Consider the following 17266-nt stretch of genomic DNA (forward strand, 5'->3'; position numbering starts at 1 on the left):
GTCTAAATTACGATTTTCAATATTTAAAACATGGACCAAGGGTGGTTTGCAAGGGAAAAATGGAAATGACAGGACTCGTCAGAGCATCATGTGAAAATGAGGAGTAGAGAGGGGGATAAAGAAAACCGACAGCGTGAATCTGTCGGTTTTCTATGGATTTATCGGTTTTCATCTATTTATTACAGTAATGGGTTAAATAAATAGAAAACACGTTCTAGGAATCGAGAAAAGATGCTGCGCTTTTCCCACTCGACTTTATCAACCGTATGAGACTGACTGATGTAAGTATCCTGTAGCCACGACATTTGTCTTGTGAACTCTTCGTCGTCTACCGCAAGCGTTACTTCAAAGTTCAGCCACAAGCTTCGCATGTCCATGTTGACCGTACCAACCAAACAAAACTGTTGGTCAATCACCACCGATTTCGTGTGTAGCAAACCGCCATAAAATTCATAGATTTTGACTCCTGCCGCAAGTAACTCACTATAGAACGCACGCGAAGCCCACTGAACCATCATTGAATCGTTCTTATGCGGAATGATCAGCTCCACTTCTATGCCGCGTTGTGCGGTCATTTTAAGCGTTTCCAATAAGTCTGTGCTCGGCACAAAGTAAGGCGTTGTGATTCTGACAGAGCGGTTCGCTTGATTGATTGCCAGCGTCAGTACTTGGTAAATCAAGTACTCTGGCATCCCCGGACCAGATGGAACTACCTGAATTGGATGTTGAAACTCATCGCTGTTGTCAATGCGGCACTCTGGGTGCTTTGGAAACTGACGCTCGCCAGTCTCGACTTCCCAATCCCAACAATGGATAGCGCTCAATACGTTTACTGTTGGCCCTGTAACACGCACCATGATATCGATCCATTGGCCCACGCCACTATTCTGTTTAAAGAAAGCAGGATCAACCAAGTTCATGGAACCTGTATAGGCTATCTCGTCATCAATCACGATGATCTTCCGATGCTGACGCAAATCCAATCGGCGGAGGAAAATACGCCACATCTTTACTTCTAATGCCTGCACCACATCGATGCCCGCATCTTTCATCATCTTGTACCAAGGGCTACGGAAGAAGCGAGGGCTACCGGCTGAGTCGAGCAGCAGCTTAACATCCACGCCACGCTTTGCAGCTTGAATCAATGCAGAAGCAACAGAGTCGGCCAAACCGCCCGGATGCCAAATGTAGAACACCATTCGAATGCTGTGTTGCGCGTTTTCGATATCTTCAATGATTGAATGGAGAATCTCATCCGGCGATTGTTGAAGTGAAAGCGTGTTACCACTCAGTGCTGGAAGGCCAAGACGGTTGTTACATAACTCATCGATGCGATAGATGTGACGTCCCATGGCTTCTGGAACATGCGCGTTACAATCATTTAACTGAGTGAACCATTGCTGGAATGGCGTGAACATGACTTTGGCACGTTCTGCACGTTTTCGGCCAAGGTTGAGCTCACCAAACAGGAAGTAACAGGCAACACCAAGCACTGGCAGGATGTAGATGATCATGAGCCATGCGAGAGAAACGCTGACAGCGCGACGTTTTAATACGACACGAATAGTAACACCAGCGACTAAGAACCAATAAAGTCCGATGCTGGCTAGGGTGAGAAAGTGATAGAACTTGTCCATATACGCCAAAAGTAATAAGCCCAATATGGATATTAAGCGTAAATGGCGGAACGGGAAACTATTTTCATACCATCACGGATAAGTGATTTTGTGTTGTGAAATGAATTTTATAACGGGGGTTTGTGTTACTGAGGTGTGAAAAGTTGGATGAAACTTTAACTTTTGCGCAAAAAAGCAGCATTTAGCGTGAACAATGATACATTTGTGCGATAAATGTGCTGATCGGGGTTCCAATTTTAAATTGAAACTGCTTTACTTGCCATACATAGAGCGTCATACAAACATCTTATAAAGTGTACATTATTTTTTACACGAACATATTCTAGACGCCTATCTCTATGCAAACACAACAATACATTTTGGAGAAAAAGCGTGGCTACAAATACAGCAGCACCACGTGATACGTGGGGGTCTAAACTAGGCTTCGTAATGGCAGCAGCGGGTTCCGCTGTCGGTTTAGGCAATATATGGAAATTCCCTTACACAGCTGGTGAGAGCGGCGGCGGTGCGTTCGTTGCAATCTACCTTCTATTTGTTATTTTTATCGGCTTTAGCGTAATGCTTACTGAATTCGCTATTGGTCGTAAGACAGGTCTTTCAGCAGTAGGTGCTTTCAAATCTACTGACCGTCGTTGGACATTTACGGGTGTTATCGGCGTACTAAGTGGTCTACTGATCATGGGTTTCTACCCTGTAGTAGGTGGCTGGGCGCTAGCGTACATCTTTAAAGTAGGTGGTGGTCTACTAAGTGCTCCTGAAGCCATCGGTGATAGCTTCGGCGGATTCATTTCTGATCCAGTTCAACCGCTAATGTGGATGGGTGTTTACCTGTTCCTAAACATCGTTATCGTAATGAAAGGTATTTCTGGCGGTATCGAGAAAGCGGGTAAAATCCTAATGCCTCTTCTATTCCTTATCCTGATCGTTGTATCAGTGAAAGGTTTGATGCTACCGGGCGCAATGGCAGGTCTTGAGTTCCTATTCATGCCAGACTTCTCGAAAGTAGACAGCAATGTTGTTCTAGCGGCGCTAGGTCAGGCATTCTTCTCTCTAAGTCTAGGTATGGGTTGTATGATGACTTACGGTTCTTACCTGAAGAAGAAAGAGAACCTAGTTCAAACAACCGGTATGGTTACTGCAATGGACACAGGTGTTGCAATCCTAGCGGGTGTAGCAATGTTCCCAGCAATGTTCGCATTCGGTATGGAGCCAGCAGCAGGTCCAGGTCTGGTATTCGTAGTTGTACCTCAACTGTTTGCTGAAATGGGCGGCGTAATTGGTCTTCTATTTGCTCTGATGTTCTTCATCGGTCTAACAGTAGCAGCATTGACGTCTTCAGTATCTCTACTAGAGGTAGTGGTTTCTTACCTAATCGATGAGAAAGGTCTGAAGCGTTCAACAGCGGTTATCTCTGCAAGTGTTGTAATGGCGACACTGTGTGTGTTCGCATCGCTATCACTTGGTGGTGTTGGTCCAACACTATTCGGTACGGGCGCATTTGATATCTTCGACCTACTAACGGATAAGATCTTCCTAGCAGTTGGCGGTATGTTGGTATGTATCTTCGCAGGTTGGCGTCTAAACCGTGCTGACCTAGAGAAAGAAATCACTAACGACGGCAAAGTATCTTTCCCACTGTTTGGTCTTTGGTACAACCTAGTGAAATACGTAATCCCAGTTGCTATCGCAATCGTAGCCTTCATGGGTATCAAGTCTGGTTTCGACAGCGGTAAAGGCGAAATCATGCTACTAGGTATTGGTATCATCGCAGTCGCTGGTATCTTCTCTAGAAAGCTATAAAAATCTAGATTAAACAAACGATAGAAAGTGGGAGTCCTAACAGGCTCCCGCTTTTTTATATTTATCATTTATAAGAATGAGTTAATTCATATTAATTATGGGTATTAATTGTGAGATCACTCGCAAAGCGATTTAGATCACAAAAAAATGTATTAAAGTTGCAGTTGTTCGTTCCGATAATCCTTACAAAGCATGTGTAAATGTGTGGATAAACCAAGTTAAAAAACAGAAGACAAGGGTAAGGAAGGTTATTAGTGACAATGTCTGTTCGTAAAAAACTGTACGCGAGTTTCGGTGCCATTTTGGCAATCATGCTAGTGATGATAGGGATTATTACATTAGAAGTGTTGAACTCGCACAAAGTAGCTGATGAGGTGAGAACGGACGATGTTCCTGAAACCGTTAACTACTTAATCTTGATTGATGAAGCAGGTGACGTGTACCGCGATGCTTTAGGTAGCATCGTCAATGTTGCGGCTGCTCAAGCGGATTACCAATCCAACAAGCTAGAGTTCGCAGCCGCAATTGAAGAAGTGAAGCGTCTTGAGACGGTTGGTGGGGAAGATTACCGTAACATCGAGAAGATGGAACGTTACATGGCGAACTTCACCCAAGATTTTGAATCTCAGGTGCTAACCAACCTTGGTTTGGAAAACGTTGAAGAGAACGTTGCGCGCCTTCGCTCTCTTTATGACGCTAACCTAGCGCCGATTGAATCTATCCTTGATGCAGCATCAACGGATGGTCGCCAAAGTACCAGTGAAGCGCTACTGGATCTTTCTGATTCATTCAACAGCATTGAGCTGACGATTTATGTACTTGGCTCGATTGCGCTTATTGCAACCGCGGTTATTGCGTACTTGTTGTCTAACTCGATTACTCTTCGTTTGAGTAAGTTGGACGAGTTGGCGCAACGTGTCGCTGAAGGTGATTTAACGGTTGAACCGATTGAAGATAAATCGGGTGACGAGTTGGCTAACTTAGCCACCTCTTTGAATAAGATGCAGGCGTCTTTGACCAGTCTTATCGGTTCGATTTCACTCGTGTCGGAAGAAGTGAAATCGGTTACCGGTGAATTGTCCGTTGTGAGCCAAGATATTGTGTCGGGTGCAAGTAGCCAATCTGATAAAGCAAACTTGATTGCGACTGCGGCAGAAGAGTTGAGCTTGACCATTTCTCAAGTTGCCGAGCAAGGTGCAGCGACGTTTGAAGAAGCACGCAAGTCGGAATCAACTGCTGAACAAGGTCGCACTGTGATTGTAGAGATGGTGGAAAGCATTCAGCAAGTATCACAGCAAATGTCGGATATGTCGGTGCAGATGAATAGCCTAGGCTCTCATGGTGAGAAGATCGGCGCGGTTATCAAAGTGATTGAAGACATTGCCGAGCAGACAAACTTGTTGGCATTGAACGCGGCAATCGAAGCAGCACGTGCAGGTGAGTTTGGTCGTGGCTTTGCTGTGGTTGCCGATGAAGTACGCGCTCTGGCTGAACGCACAACGAAGGCAACACAAGAGGTCGGTGAGATCATTCAAGCGATTCAAGTCGGTACTCAAGAGGCAGTGACTTACACGGAAGATGGCTGTCGTTTGGTTGAGATTGGCGTGAGCCAAAGCTCGGGTGCGGTGAACTCATTGGAAGAAATCGTTTCTGGTGCGGCGCATGTTCAAAGCATGGTGAACTCAATTGCGACGGCAGCGGAAGAGCAAACTGCAGTGACGAAAGAAATTGCTGCTGACATTACCTCGATCAGCGATATCTCAAACCGTTCATTGCAATTGGCGAATGACAGCTCGCAAAGTGTTGAAGGTCTGAACCGTAAAGTTCAAGAATTGGAAGCGCTGGTGGGTAAGTTTAAGCTCGCCTAATTGCTTAGAATCGGTATACTTCTGGCTCCAAACGTGGAGCCAGTTTTTTATGTTCGACATTCTACACACCCATCCAGATTTTCTGATCATCAATAAACATCCCAACGTCTCAGTACATAAGGACGATGGTGATACTATGTTGCTGCAAGAAGTAGCGAAACAGAGTGGTGATGAGCAGTTGTATCTTATCCACCGCCTCGACAAAATGACGTCTGGAATTTTGCTTTTGGGTCGCAATGCGAAAGCCGCAAGTGCGTTATCGCAAGCATTCGCAGATCGTGAAGTCGAGAAGTTCTACCTTGCGATTGGCTCGAAAAAGCCTAAGAAGAAGCAAGGGCTGGTAGTGGGTGACATGGAGCGCTCTCGTCGTTCCTCATGGAAACTGGTCAACAGCAAAACGAATCCCGCGATTACACAATTCTTCTCCCTCGCTGCAGAGCCGGGAGAGCGCCTGTTTTTATGCAAACCGCATACTGGAAAAACACACCAAATTCGCGTGGCATTAAAATCCGTTGGTTCGGGTATTGTTGGCGATCCTATTTATAATGCTGGCAATGAAGCCGACCGTGGCTACTTGCATGCATTTTCGCTGTGTTTCCCATATCAAGATGAGACACATTGCTTTGTTTGCGATCCTCGCGAACACAAAGTGCTTGGCAGTAAATGGCACAATGAAACGGTATCCCAAGGTATCGACACTTGGCTCTCTCCGTGGGAGCTGAACTGGCCTACGATTAAATAACCATCACAAAGAAAACGAATAAGAGAATTCGATGCAAGCATCACAACTTCCGCTGTTTTTTCAGCATCTAGAAGCCGAGCTAACACAAGCTCCCAATGAAATCCGCCGACTGTTTCACGGTCGTGGTCGCCGCTTCGAAGGTTTAGAGCAAATCACGTGTGATTGGTTACAAGGTCAGTTGATCATCAACCTATTTAAAGAAGTGGATGAGACGTTTCTTAGCGAGTTAAAAGCAGGATTGAACGCGTTAGCTGAATCTACTCTGTGGGCAGAGAAACAGGGGCGTACGATCGTAATTCAACATCGCTACGCTGACGGCGCGCCTTCTGAAGTTCTGTTGGGTGAGCTAGATGCTCGACCTGTGGTTGAAGAAAGCGGCTTGAAGTACCAGCTAGACATCGGTCGTAACCAGAACTTCGGTCTGTTCCTTGATATGCGCTACGGTCGTGATTGGGTTCGTGAAAATGCGAAGCACAAAAACGTACTTAACTTGTTTGCTTACACGTGTGGCTTCTCGGTTGCGGCAATTGCTGGTGGCGCAGATAAAGTGGTTAACGTGGATATGGCGAGAGCATCGCTATCTAAAGGCCGTGAGAACCATAAGCTGAATGGTCATAACATCAACCAAGTGAGCTTTATGGGGCACGACATCTTTAAGTCGTGGGGCAAGATCAAGAAGTCAGGTCAGTACGATATGATCATCATTGATCCGCCGTCATTCCAGAAAGGCAGTTTCGCGTTAACCAAAGACTACAAAAAGATTCTACGCCGTTTGCCAGATTTATTGGCAGAAGGTGGTCAGGTGTTAGCGTGTGTTAACTCGCCATCAGTGACCAGTGACTTCTTGATTGGAAGCATGAAGGAAGAAGCGCCAGAGCTAACATTCCGCGAGCGTTTGGATAACCCGCCAGAGTTTATGGATGTAGATAGCGAAGCTGCACTGAAGGTTTTGTTGTTTAGTTAAGGTAAATGGCTTTCCCATTACCGGCTTATTTGATTGAGAAGTTAAATAATGATTTTGACTTCTCAATCTAAATTAAATAACACTTGTCATATATGATTAGAATAATTATGATTTGTGTCTAAGTATTTATATTCACCCAATATTCATACATTTGAAATATTAAATTTAAATATGAGCGTTTCATTGTTATTTTAAAATGAAACGGGAAGCTATTTTCAATTTTATTAGTGACTAATGTTAAGTTGTGGAATTAATCTCTTTTACTTTTATCTCTATTTTTAATTAATAGAAATTGAAGTTTGTTATAAAATTAGAGGTTAATAACATGGTAATAAAAAAACTCCCACTTCAATTGTTGGCTATCACTCTAGCTTGTTCGTTTTCGGCTCCTTCATTAGCAACAAGTTACTCCGCACTTGTTTGTATTGAGAAAGAGCGCATTTCGACACTGAACTTAGGGTGGGTTAATGATGGTCAGCCGGGCGGTGTAGATGGCGGTAATGTTATTATGGTAAAAACGTCGTCAGGTGAAAAAATTCCCGCACATCATGCTTTCAACATGAACAGTTATCCTGGCAAAGGTATCTTAAGTGTATTGAAAGATGCAGCTACGAATCGAAATAAAGTGACGTTCATAGATAACTTAAGTGGAAACTGTAAGACATTTGATGAAGTCATTGTGCATTATAAAGGTGGTTCTTGTAGCCAATGGGATTGTTAATAAATAACTTAGATTAATTATAAAATAGCCTACAAATGTAGGCTATTTTGATTTTTTAAATCTGTACTTCAAGAGCGGATTCAATTGTCGAAGAACAGGCGAGTACATAGCCTTGCTCAATTTCTTCTGGGGTCAATGTCTCTAGGCTGGTTGAAGAAACGCTACCTTTGCGAACCTTACACTTACAAGAGCCACAAATGCCGCTTCGACAAGCGACGATCAACGGTAATCCAGCGCCTTCTAACACATCAGCAAGGACTTGGCCTTTTTGCGCATCAATCGTTTGAGCAAAATCTGGTACTGACACAATGGCCTTTTCATCTGACACTTCAGCTTCTTCGCAGGCAGCAGGAGTAAAGCTTTCTTGGAAGAAGTTCGCCATATCAAAGCCAAGGTCACTCAGGTAGCTTTGGACATCAAGCATAAACTGATTTGGACCGCATAGGTAAACCGTGCGCTGTTTAAAGTCGGGCACCAGTTCTTTTAACCACTCGGTATTCAAACGACCTTCTGGATAAAGCGTTTCACCACGGTTTTTCAGCAGCAATTTCAAATTGAAATCTGGATAAACCGAATGGTAGGTCTCCAGCAAATCAAAGTAGATGGTTTCCGGCTTAGAACGGGCAATGTGTAGGAACTCAATATCAACACCAGCGTCGTTGCCTAGCCATTCTTTTGCCATCGCGAATACAGGCGTAATGCCACAGCCCGCACTAATGAGCAGTGCTTTCTTTCTACCGTTGACCTCGATTGGTGGATGGTCAATGCAGTTGAAATCACCCGTAGGAGGAAGCGCTTGAACTGTATCGCCAATGAGAAGCTTATCGATGATGTAGTTGGAGACTTTGCCGCCTTCGACACGTTTGATCGTCAGTTGCAGGCAATCGTCACCGGAAAGAGAGCTGAGAGAGTAAGCACGAAACTCCATCTTGCCATCGATTTCAACGCCAAGGTTGATGAACTGACCGGCTTTAAATTCAAACAAGAGCGACTCTGACAGGTCTGCCAACTTGAGGCTCACTGCATCAGCAGTTTCATGGTATTTGTCTACACAGCGTAACGTGACAGGTTGACTGCCTTGCCATTCAAAAAACATAACAATCTCTTTGGTTGTCGAGTACTCAATAGATAAAAGCGCCCCCAATTAAGGAGGCGCGTGATAAGCAAGGTGATTACGCTGCTAGGATGGTTTTAAGATCATCCTGAACATTACCAATGCTACGCATATCGAATTTCTCTTGGATAATCGCAATCAAGTTTGGCGTCAGGAATGCAGGCGCTGTTGGACCCGTGTAAATGCCTTTCACACCAAGAGCGAATAGCGTAAGTAGGATCACAATCGCTTTTTGCTCGAACCAAGACAGAACAAGCGTTAGAGGTAGCTCGTTGATGTCGCAATCGAACTCTTTCGCAAGTGCCAGTGCAAGCTGGATTGCTGAGTACGCATCGTTACATTGGCCCACATCCAATAGGCGAGGGATGCCATTGATGTCGCCAAATGTGTTCTTGTTGAAGCGGTATTTACCACAAGCCAGCGTTAGGATTAGCGTATCTTCTGGTGCTTCCGCGGTGAAGTCGGTGTAGTAGCTACGTTCTGCTTTGTCGCCATCACAACCACCAACTAAGAAGAAGTGTTTGATGTTGCCTTGCTTCACTTGGTCGATAACCGCTGGTGCTGCGTTCATTAGTGCGTTGCGACCGAAACCAACCGTGATGTTGTGTTCGATTTCGTCATGCTGGAAGCCTTCTTGCGCTAATGCACATTCAACGACTTGGCTAAAATCATCACCTTCTAGGTGAGCGACACCCGGCCAGCCAACAATGCTACGAGTGAATAGACGGTCTGCGTATTGGCCAACGTTCGGGTTCAATAGGCAGTTTGATGTCATCACAATCGCGCCAGGGAAGTTAGCGAACTCTTTCTGTTGGTTCTGCCAAGCGCTACCGTAGTTACCCACTAGGTGAGGGTATTTCTTCAGCTCTGGGTAACCGTGTGCAGGCAGCATTTCACCGTTGGTGTAAACGTTAATGCCTTTGCCTTCAGTCTGTTGCAGGATTTTTTCTAGGTCGTGAAGGTCATGGCCAGAAACAAGAATACATTTGCCTTTCACTGGCTTAACGTTAACAGTGGTTGGCTCTGGGTGACCGAACGTTGCTGTTTCACCATGATCCAGCATTTCCATCACTTTGTAGTTCATAAGACCGATGCGCATTGAGCAGTCTAATAGCTCGCCTAGATCTTCTGGGTCTGTGCCTAACCAAGCCATGATTTCGTGGTATTCGGCGAAGATGTCATTGTTGGTTTGCTCAAGTACTCGTGCGTGCTCCATGTACGCTGCAGCACCTTTTAGACCGTACAGGCAAAGTAGGCGTAGGCCGATAACGTCTTCGTGTACTTGGTCTTTACCACGGTTTACTGCCACTTGAGGAGCAAATGCTAGGATTTCTTCTGCGCTGTTTGGCAGTTCGAAGTTCGCAACGTTAGGAACGTTCAATACGACTTCGTCAGCAAGTGTTGCGGCAGACATGACTTGGTCTTTTAGCAGTGCTTTGTATGTTGCTGCCTGAGAAGTTAGCTCAAGGATACGCTCAGGATCGAAGTTTACGTTAGTCAACGTAGAGAAGAATGCTCTTGGAGCCCATTGGTTGATTTCATCATTGATGATGTCGAATTCAAGCGCGCGTGCTGCCCAAAAAGAAACCCCTTGCAGAGTGTAAACCAACACGTCTTGTAGATCGGATACCTCTGAAGTTTTGCCACACATACCTTGTGCGAAAGAACAGCCTTTTACAGCTGGGGTTTGGATTGTCTGTTCACATTGAATACAGAACATATTGGGTTCTCCAGTGATTGTAGTAATAGTCGTTTTGTTTTTCCTTTTAGAGCAGAATGCGTGCCAATTATTATCTTATTGATTTTAAATGATTTTATTGCTTTTGAAGTGCGTGGTTGATGTGATTGTGACAACACGAATGATGTGCAAATGACAACGAAAATACAGATGTGATGAGAAAAACAACGCGTAGATAAACGCTTGAACTGTCGAAAGTGGAAGTGCTTGTTAAACAGAAGAAAAGTTAATGCGGTTGTATGGAGGCTAGAGATTCCCGATTGCACTCCTTCGTCGGCTCGCTCTGCTTCGGGCTAGTAGTCATTCCGGACGAGCCTAAGCGAGCCATCCGGAATCTATCTTTTTAAGACGTAAGTTTCTGTCCTTTCAAGAGAAAAGAGCGAAGTAGGGACTTCTATTTGCTAATGCCGAGCTTTTTACCCATGCGATACAAGTTGCCTCGATCCATTTGTAAAAACTCCGCTGCTTTTGCCCAAACACCGCCAGTTTGGCTCAAAGCGTGTTCAATCAAGTCACGTTGGTAGCTCTCAACTAACTCGCGCATTGGCTGACTCTCTTTCGGCAAGTAATGCGATGTGTTTTTTACATCATCCAGTGCCAATGAAGTATCAAAGTGATTGAGCATGATAGTGCTCGCGCCTTGTTGAATGGCATGTAACGCTGCTCGCGTTAAGGTGTGTTCAAGTTCCCGAACGTTACCATGCCAAGGCAGAGATTCTAGTTGAGTCAGTACCTTAGGGTGAACATGAAGGTTTGGTGCGTTAAATTGCTGACGTACTTTTTCTAACAAATACCCCGCAAGAACTGGAATGTCGCCATCACGTGCACGCAGTGGTGGTACTTTGATTGGGAATACGTTTAAACGATGGAACAGATCCGCACGGAATGTGCCATCTTCCACTTCTTTTTCTAACTGTCGGTTGGTGGCGGCGATGATGCGCACGTTAACCATCAAATGCTGATCGCTACCTACACGTTGCAACTCACCTTGTTGGATAACTCGCAGCAGTTTTGCTTGTAAAATCAATGGCAATTCACCGACTTCATCTAAGAAAATTGTACCGCCATCAGCCAGTTCGAACTTACCTGCACGATGACTATTGGCTCCGGTAAAAGCGCCCTTTACGTGGCCAAACAGTTCGCTCTCCGCCAGACCTTCGGGTAGGGCGGCGCAGTTTACGTAAATCATTGGTTTATCATTACGATGAGATTGAGCATGGACAGAGTGAGCAACAAGCTCTTTACCCGTCCCCGTTTCTCCCGTTACCAATACTGCGTAATCCGACTGAGCAACGGTCGCAATGTTGTTTCGTAATTGATTGATTTGTGGGCTTAAGCCAACCATGTCACCGTGTTGTGAGCGTGCCTGTTGGATCAGGGTTTGCGTGACGCTCTTTTGCTTCTGGTTCTGTGCTTTAAGGGCTTTTAATTGCGCAATGTTACGCAGTGTTGCCGCCGTTAGTGCTGCGAATGTTTCGATTGCGACCGGGTCGATATGGTCAAACGCGCCAACTGCAAGTGCATCCATGGTTAATGCGCCGACAAGCTGCCCCTCAACGTACAAGCTAAAGCCCATGCAGTCATGGACGTCAATGCATTGATCTTCGGTTAACAGTGTTCCATCAAATGGATCGGGCAGGGCGCAGTCGGCATCAAAGCGAACAGGCTCGCGACTATGAATGATGGCATCCAAACGCGGGTGAGCTTTAGGAAAGTAACGGCGACCGAGTACTGAGCTCGACAAACCTTTTACTGCGACTGGCGTTAGGAAGCCATCTTCATCAAAGATAAACAGACAGCTCGCATCGCAAGGGAAGACTTGTGCCACTCCGTCAATCAGGTTTTGGTATTGCTGCTCATGAGAGCGATTTGAGCTCAGATTGAGTGCGATATTGAGAAGTACATGGTCGACAGTAGGAGTCATAACAAGCCCGGAGTTATCTTGAATGGGCTCATGCTAGCAACTTGATGTCATTTGAACATCGAAAGGTGTGAGAGATTGATGTTCCATTGACGACGATCAAGTGACACAACAGAACTGTGATACAAACAAGTGCAACTGATTGAGCTTAAGATCTAGGAATGAGGGATTCAGCCTCCGCAAACAATATTATTCGAAATTGAATTTTTTCCGTTGACCTTAAGTTAACTTGAGCTTTTATCCTCCACCTGTAATTCACGTCAGGAGGACAGGTTATGCATAATAACTACATTAAAGAATTGGCCGTAAAGAGCTACCAAGAGGACCTACAAAAAGAGTATTACCGTGCTAAGCAGCGAACGTGGCATTTTCCGAGTTTTGTCTCTGGAATTGTGGTGACGCTGGTGGTGAGTGGGATGTTTTACTGAGGTGGGAATGAAAAGAGATTCCCGACTGCGGTTTTTCGTCGCAATCAGGAATCTCTCTTGAAGTTTTGTTTACGGCTTCAGCGTATGAAACCCAGAGTAAATACGCGTAAATGTAGTAAACCAACACGCTGCACCAAAGATGTACGCAATGATGGCAAAATGTTGTGGGAACAAACAGAACAGCACGAAGCAACCTATGGTCTCTGTGCCTTCTGTCAGGCCGCTCATGTAGTACAGAGATTTGTGCTTGTAGACAGGGTTATCGATACCGCGTTTACCTGCCATGATCGCAAATGCTAAGAAGCTGCTTCCTGTACCAATAAACGAGAAGATCAAGAACGCGCCCGCGACAGCGTTTTGTTCTGGGTTTGCTAGTACAAAGCCAAATGGAATCAGAGAATAGAACAAGAAGTCTAAGCTTATATCAAGGAAGCCACCCGCATCGGTGATGCCTTGAATCCTCGCTAAAGCACCATCCAATCCATCACAGATTCGATTCAGTAGAATAAACGCTAATGCAAGCGTGTATTGCTCTGCCATCAATGCAGGTAAGGCAAAGCAACCAAGGGCGAAGCCAAACAAGGTGGTTTGGTTAGCTGTCACGCCACATTTATCAATAAGTTTTGCGCTCTGTGCCAATGGCCACTTAATGATTTTGATACTCAGGCTATCAAGCATGGCTTGTCTCCCAAGGCCAGTTCAGGCAGCGGCTGCCCTCAGGAATATCATCCTCATCGTGAGTTACCATTAAAGCAGGAATGTTGGCTTGTTGAAGCTGCTCCACAACCCAGTTACGAAATTGCACGCGCAGATCTTTATCGAGCTTGCTGTATGGCTCATCGAGTAGGGCAACTTTCGGTTTTGCCAACAACATTCGAGTGAGAGCAATACGTGCGCGCTGGCCGCCAGAGATTTGATCAGGGAAAGACTCAGCAAGCTTAGTTAGCGAGATGTGCTTCAAAGCCTGCATCGCACGCTCTTTGCGCTCTGCGCCTTTGATTGAATCGGGTAGCGCGAAGGCCAGATTCTCCCACACGGTGAGGTGCGGGAAGAGCAAGTCATCTTGGAATAGGATACCCACCTGACGCTTGTGCGCAGGTAAAGCATCCAGCTTTTCGTTATCGAGCGTGATTGAGCCTGAATAGTCGAACTCGGAAGACAGGTGACCAGCAATCGCATCCAACAAGGTGGATTTTCCGCAGCCGCTTGGGCCCATCAGGGTAACAATTTCACCTTTCTTTACGGTCATGTTGAACGCAGAGAAAAGTGTGTCGCCATTGGTTTTACGGATGGCGAGGTTTTCGAGACAAAGACTCATTCGGTAGTAAACCTTTAATAGACAACCGGCGATACTTAACGTGTAAACGACTAAGTAGAATCGCAAAAGAGAAGAACATTAACGGCAAGAGCGCCTGCCAAATTGCATAAATCGCGGTGACACGACGGTCGAAGCCACTTGAGAGGGCTACCGCTTCTGTTGTTATTGTGCTGATGCGACCTGCACCCAGCACGAGTGTTGGTAGGTATTGCGCCAAGCTCACACTAATTCCCACTGCCCAAGCAAAGGCAATGGCAGGCAGAAGAATCGGCAATTTCACTTTCAACCAAGCTTGCATTGGTGATTTACCAAGGCTTAGAGCGACACGAGTCAAACCGTTGTCGAAGCTGCGCCAAGGCCCATCTAATGACAGGTAAACAAATGGGAAAGCGAAGAAGACATGTGCCCAGCACACCCAGAAGAAATACGCATTGCTGTCGAGATACAGAGTGGCGACCTGCATACCAAACAACACAGAAAGTTGTGGGATCAGCATAGGTACAGCGATGATGTACCCCGGCACCTGCCAACGGTATCGTAGACGGTACTCATGAGCGATCAGCGCCAATACAAGGGCAATAGATGCACTGATAACTGCAATCAACATGCTTTGCTCTAGCGTGCCAAGAATGCTTTGCCACTCGTATTCCCAAAAACGTAAGCTATAACGGCTTGGTAATAAGTCAGGGAAACGCCAACGCTGTGCAAAGCTCCATACCACCATCAAAGGCACCATTAACAGTGCGAGTAGGGCAATCATGGAGAACAAGGTCTTACCCGGTAAGCGGAAGCCGCTACGGCCGGAGTATTGCCAGCGTTTAAAGCCTTTGGTAATGCTCCATTCGACAAGGCGTGCAAAAACAATTAATAGGCTCGCAATGGCAAACAGCACCACCGCACCTGCCGCTGCTCTTGGTAGGAGCGATAAATCAGGATCGTTAAACCACTGCCATACCAACACTGCAAACGTAGGAGGGTTGGTTGGGCCAATAATTAGCGCCACATCCACAACGGATAAGCTGTAAGCCAGAACAGCCAACATTGGGAAACGCAGTTTCGCTAACCATTGTGGGAAAACACATTTCCACCACGCTTGGGCGGAACTGTAACCCATCGAATGACTGACTTTTTCAATCTTCTCAACTTTTAGTTGCTGAAGAATAGGAATGCTCATCAACAATAAAAACGGCACTTCTTTAATGGCAAGCATGACGATCAAACCCAGTGCGTGTGGGTCTTTGATCAACAACGCTAAGTCATTCACTGTTTGCGCATTTGGATCGTAACCAAACAATTGATTGAGCACGCGAACGCCCATACCTGTTGGTGCGAATAGAAAAGCGAAGCCAATAGCAAACGCGACATGCGGCATAGCAAGAAGAGGGGAAAGACTCATTTCAATCTTGCGCCAGAACTTGCTGCCCCATGAAGCTTGAAGAATCGCGAAAGTGATCAAACAAGCAAGGTAGCTGCTGAAAATGGCGGAATAGAAAGTCAGTCCAATCGACGTCCACACACCTTCCCAGTCAAACACAGCATGAAAGCCATCCAGTGAAAAGTGGTGTAAACCGATAGGGGGGACATAGCCGAGCGCAGACACCACCACCCCGAGTAGCCCCGGAATGGTTGGTAATATACAAACTGCGATAATAACTAGATACAGCGCTCTTAACATGGGTGTTTATTAATTTCCGTAGCGTTTCAGCCATTCTTTTTCTAACGCTGCTTGCCAACTTGGGTGTGGCTCCGCGATAGATTTGAACTGTTGAGTATTCTTAGCCGTGCCGGTTAGGTACTGGCTGCTTAGCACTGAAGGATCACCCCAGATGTTGATGTCACCTTTGCGAGATTGTGCTTCAGGGCTTAATAAAAAGTTTATAGCAACTTGCGCGCCTGCACTGGCATTTGCGTTCCAAGGAATCGCTAAGAAGTGGATGTTCGACAATGCGCCAGCGTCCATTGCGTATGCTTTGGTACTTTCTGCTAGGTTACCGCTTGATTGTGCTGAGAAAACCGCGTTCGGGTTGAACGTGACAGCTAGGTCAATCTGACCATCATCTAACAGTTGTACGGTTTCTGCTGTTCCGCCAGGGAACTGTTTACCGCCACGCCATGCAACAGTGTGGAATTCATCTAAGTAAGCCCATAGAGGCTGCGTAACGGTTTTGAATGCTTCGTCGGTCACTGGTTTTTGCAGTGCAGGATCGTTGTTACTTAACTCAATGAGCAGAGATTTAATGAAGCTAGTGCCATGGAACTCTGGTGGGCGAGGGTAAGTAAGGCGGTTAGGAAACGCTTTTGCGTAACTTAGCATTTCTGCGTAAGAACTTGGCGGGTTATTTAGTGTCTCTTCATCGTAGATAAAAACAAGTTGGCCCACACCCCATGGCGCTTCTAGGCCATCAGTCGGTTCTGAAAAATCGACATCTACCGGTAGTGTTTTATCGACATATTGCCAACTTGGTAGACCGTCAACAAAAGGACCAAACAGCAGTTGGTTGTCTTTCATTGATTTAAAGTTTTCACCATTAATCCAAACCATATCCACACTGCCTCCGCTGTTCTTCCCTGCGGCTTTTTCTGCGATAAGACGAGTGGTGGTTTCAGAAATGTCGGTGACTTTTACGTGGTTAAGCGTCACGTTGTAGCGAGATTTAAGCTCTTTGCCTGCCCATTGGATATAGCGGTTGATCTCTTGGCTACCACCCCAAGCATGGAAATAAACAGTCTGACCGTCGGCTTGTTGTTCGATTTTTTGCCATTCTTCGGAGTGAGAAGTGGCATAAGAGGAGGTGGCAAAAGTGGTGGCTAAAATGCCAATGGTGCTAAGTAGCTTTTTCATACGTAATCCGTGTTTCTTTATCTTTGTTTTCATTTTGGAGCTTTGTTCGCCTATGTGATGAAAAACGTCTATTTTCAATACTCAACATAGGGATATAAACAGGCTGAACGCTCCGTTCCCTCTACATGGATAGTAATCTATCTCGCTTTATTATCAACGCGAATTTGATAATA

14 protein-coding genes are annotated in these 17266 nt (G+C 45.7%); 6 read left to right on the forward strand and 8 right to left on the reverse strand.

Annotated elements, in window-relative coordinates; translation table 11 throughout:
- Positions 1-179: 179 nt before the first annotated feature.
- Entirely contained in the window at positions 180-1637 is a 1458-nt protein-coding gene (gene cls, locus KIT90_RS03880; RefSeq protein ID WP_009705786.1) for a cardiolipin synthase, read from the reverse strand.
- 372 nt (positions 1638-2009) lie between these two features.
- On the opposite strand from cls, the gene KIT90_RS03885 reads away from it, so the two are divergent.
- From KIT90_RS03885 to KIT90_RS03905, 5 genes are all read left to right on the forward strand, one after another.
- A complete protein-coding gene (locus KIT90_RS03885; RefSeq protein WP_005442319.1) occupies positions 2010-3437 on the forward strand; it encodes a sodium-dependent transporter in 1428 nt (475 codons plus the stop codon).
- A 254-nt stretch (positions 3438-3691) separates the two neighbouring features.
- Entirely contained in the window at positions 3692-5305 is a 1614-nt protein-coding gene (locus KIT90_RS03890) for a methyl-accepting chemotaxis protein (RefSeq protein ID WP_285375427.1), read from the forward strand.
- A 49-nt stretch (positions 5306-5354) separates the two neighbouring features.
- Positions 5355-6047, forward strand: a complete 693-nt coding sequence (locus KIT90_RS03895) for a TIGR01621 family pseudouridine synthase (protein ID WP_285375430.1) — start codon at positions 5355-5357, stop codon at positions 6045-6047.
- 31 nt (positions 6048-6078) lie between these two features.
- Complete coding sequence (locus tag KIT90_RS03900) at positions 6079-7011, forward strand: class I SAM-dependent methyltransferase (RefSeq protein WP_285375432.1); 933 nt, start codon at positions 6079-6081, stop codon at positions 7009-7011.
- Positions 7012-7336: 325 nt separating this feature from the next.
- Positions 7337-7732 (forward strand): hypothetical protein, encoded by a 396-nt coding sequence (locus KIT90_RS03905; protein ID WP_285375434.1) that lies wholly within the window; start codon positions 7337-7339, stop codon positions 7730-7732.
- A 55-nt stretch (positions 7733-7787) separates the two neighbouring features.
- On the opposite strand, the gene KIT90_RS03910 is transcribed toward KIT90_RS03905, so the two are convergent.
- The 3 genes from KIT90_RS03910 to norR all read right to left on the reverse strand — a co-directional run bounded on the left by KIT90_RS03910 (position 7788) and on the right by norR (position 12508).
- The gene (locus KIT90_RS03910) at positions 7788-8828 is read right to left on the reverse strand and encodes a hybrid-cluster NAD(P)-dependent oxidoreductase (protein WP_285375436.1); all 1041 of its coding nucleotides are present in this window, start codon (positions 8826-8828) and stop codon (positions 7788-7790) included.
- A 76-nt stretch (positions 8829-8904) separates the two neighbouring features.
- On the reverse strand, positions 8905-10566 hold the full coding sequence (gene hcp, locus KIT90_RS03915) for a hydroxylamine reductase (RefSeq protein WP_285375438.1): 1662 nt from the start codon (positions 10564-10566) through the stop codon (positions 8905-8907).
- 412 nt (positions 10567-10978) lie between these two features.
- Positions 10979-12508 (reverse strand): nitric oxide reductase transcriptional regulator NorR, encoded by a 1530-nt coding sequence (gene norR, locus KIT90_RS03920; protein ID WP_285375440.1) that lies wholly within the window; start codon positions 12506-12508, stop codon positions 10979-10981.
- Positions 12509-12780: 272 nt separating this feature from the next.
- On the opposite strand from norR, the gene KIT90_RS03925 reads away from it, so the two are divergent.
- Positions 12781-12933 carry a hypothetical protein gene (locus KIT90_RS03925; RefSeq protein ID WP_163000592.1) on the forward strand — a complete coding sequence of 51 codons (153 nt, stop codon included), beginning with the start codon at positions 12781-12783 and terminating at the stop codon, positions 12931-12933.
- Positions 12934-13002: 69 nt separating this feature from the next.
- Here KIT90_RS03925 and KIT90_RS03930 read toward each other — a convergent pair whose 3' ends face one another.
- Genes KIT90_RS03930 through KIT90_RS03945 form a run of 4 tightly spaced genes read right to left on the reverse strand, consistent with a single transcriptional unit; the run spans position 13003 to position 17093 of the window.
- Complete coding sequence (locus KIT90_RS03930; protein ID WP_005442311.1) at positions 13003-13611, reverse strand: CDP-alcohol phosphatidyltransferase family protein; 609 nt, start codon at positions 13609-13611, stop codon at positions 13003-13005.
- A complete protein-coding gene (locus tag KIT90_RS03935; protein ID WP_009705796.1) occupies positions 13604-14251 on the reverse strand; it encodes an ATP-binding cassette domain-containing protein in 648 nt (215 codons plus the stop codon). The genes KIT90_RS03930 and KIT90_RS03935 overlap by 8 nt, the downstream gene beginning before the upstream one ends.
- A complete protein-coding gene (locus KIT90_RS03940) occupies positions 14217-15926 on the reverse strand; it encodes an ABC transporter permease (RefSeq protein ID WP_285375450.1) in 1710 nt (569 codons plus the stop codon). Before KIT90_RS03940 ends, KIT90_RS03935 begins: the two co-directional genes overlap by 35 nt.
- Positions 15927-15935: 9 nt before the next feature.
- Positions 15936-17093, reverse strand: coding sequence for an ABC transporter substrate-binding protein (locus KIT90_RS03945; RefSeq protein ID WP_038894783.1), 1158 nt, complete (start codon positions 17091-17093; stop codon positions 15936-15938).
- Positions 17094-17266 lie beyond the last annotated feature (173 nt).

The organism is Vibrio sp. B172a (assembly GCF_030248355.1).
Taxonomy (GTDB): Bacteria; Pseudomonadota; Gammaproteobacteria; order Enterobacterales; family Vibrionaceae; genus Vibrio; species Vibrio owensii.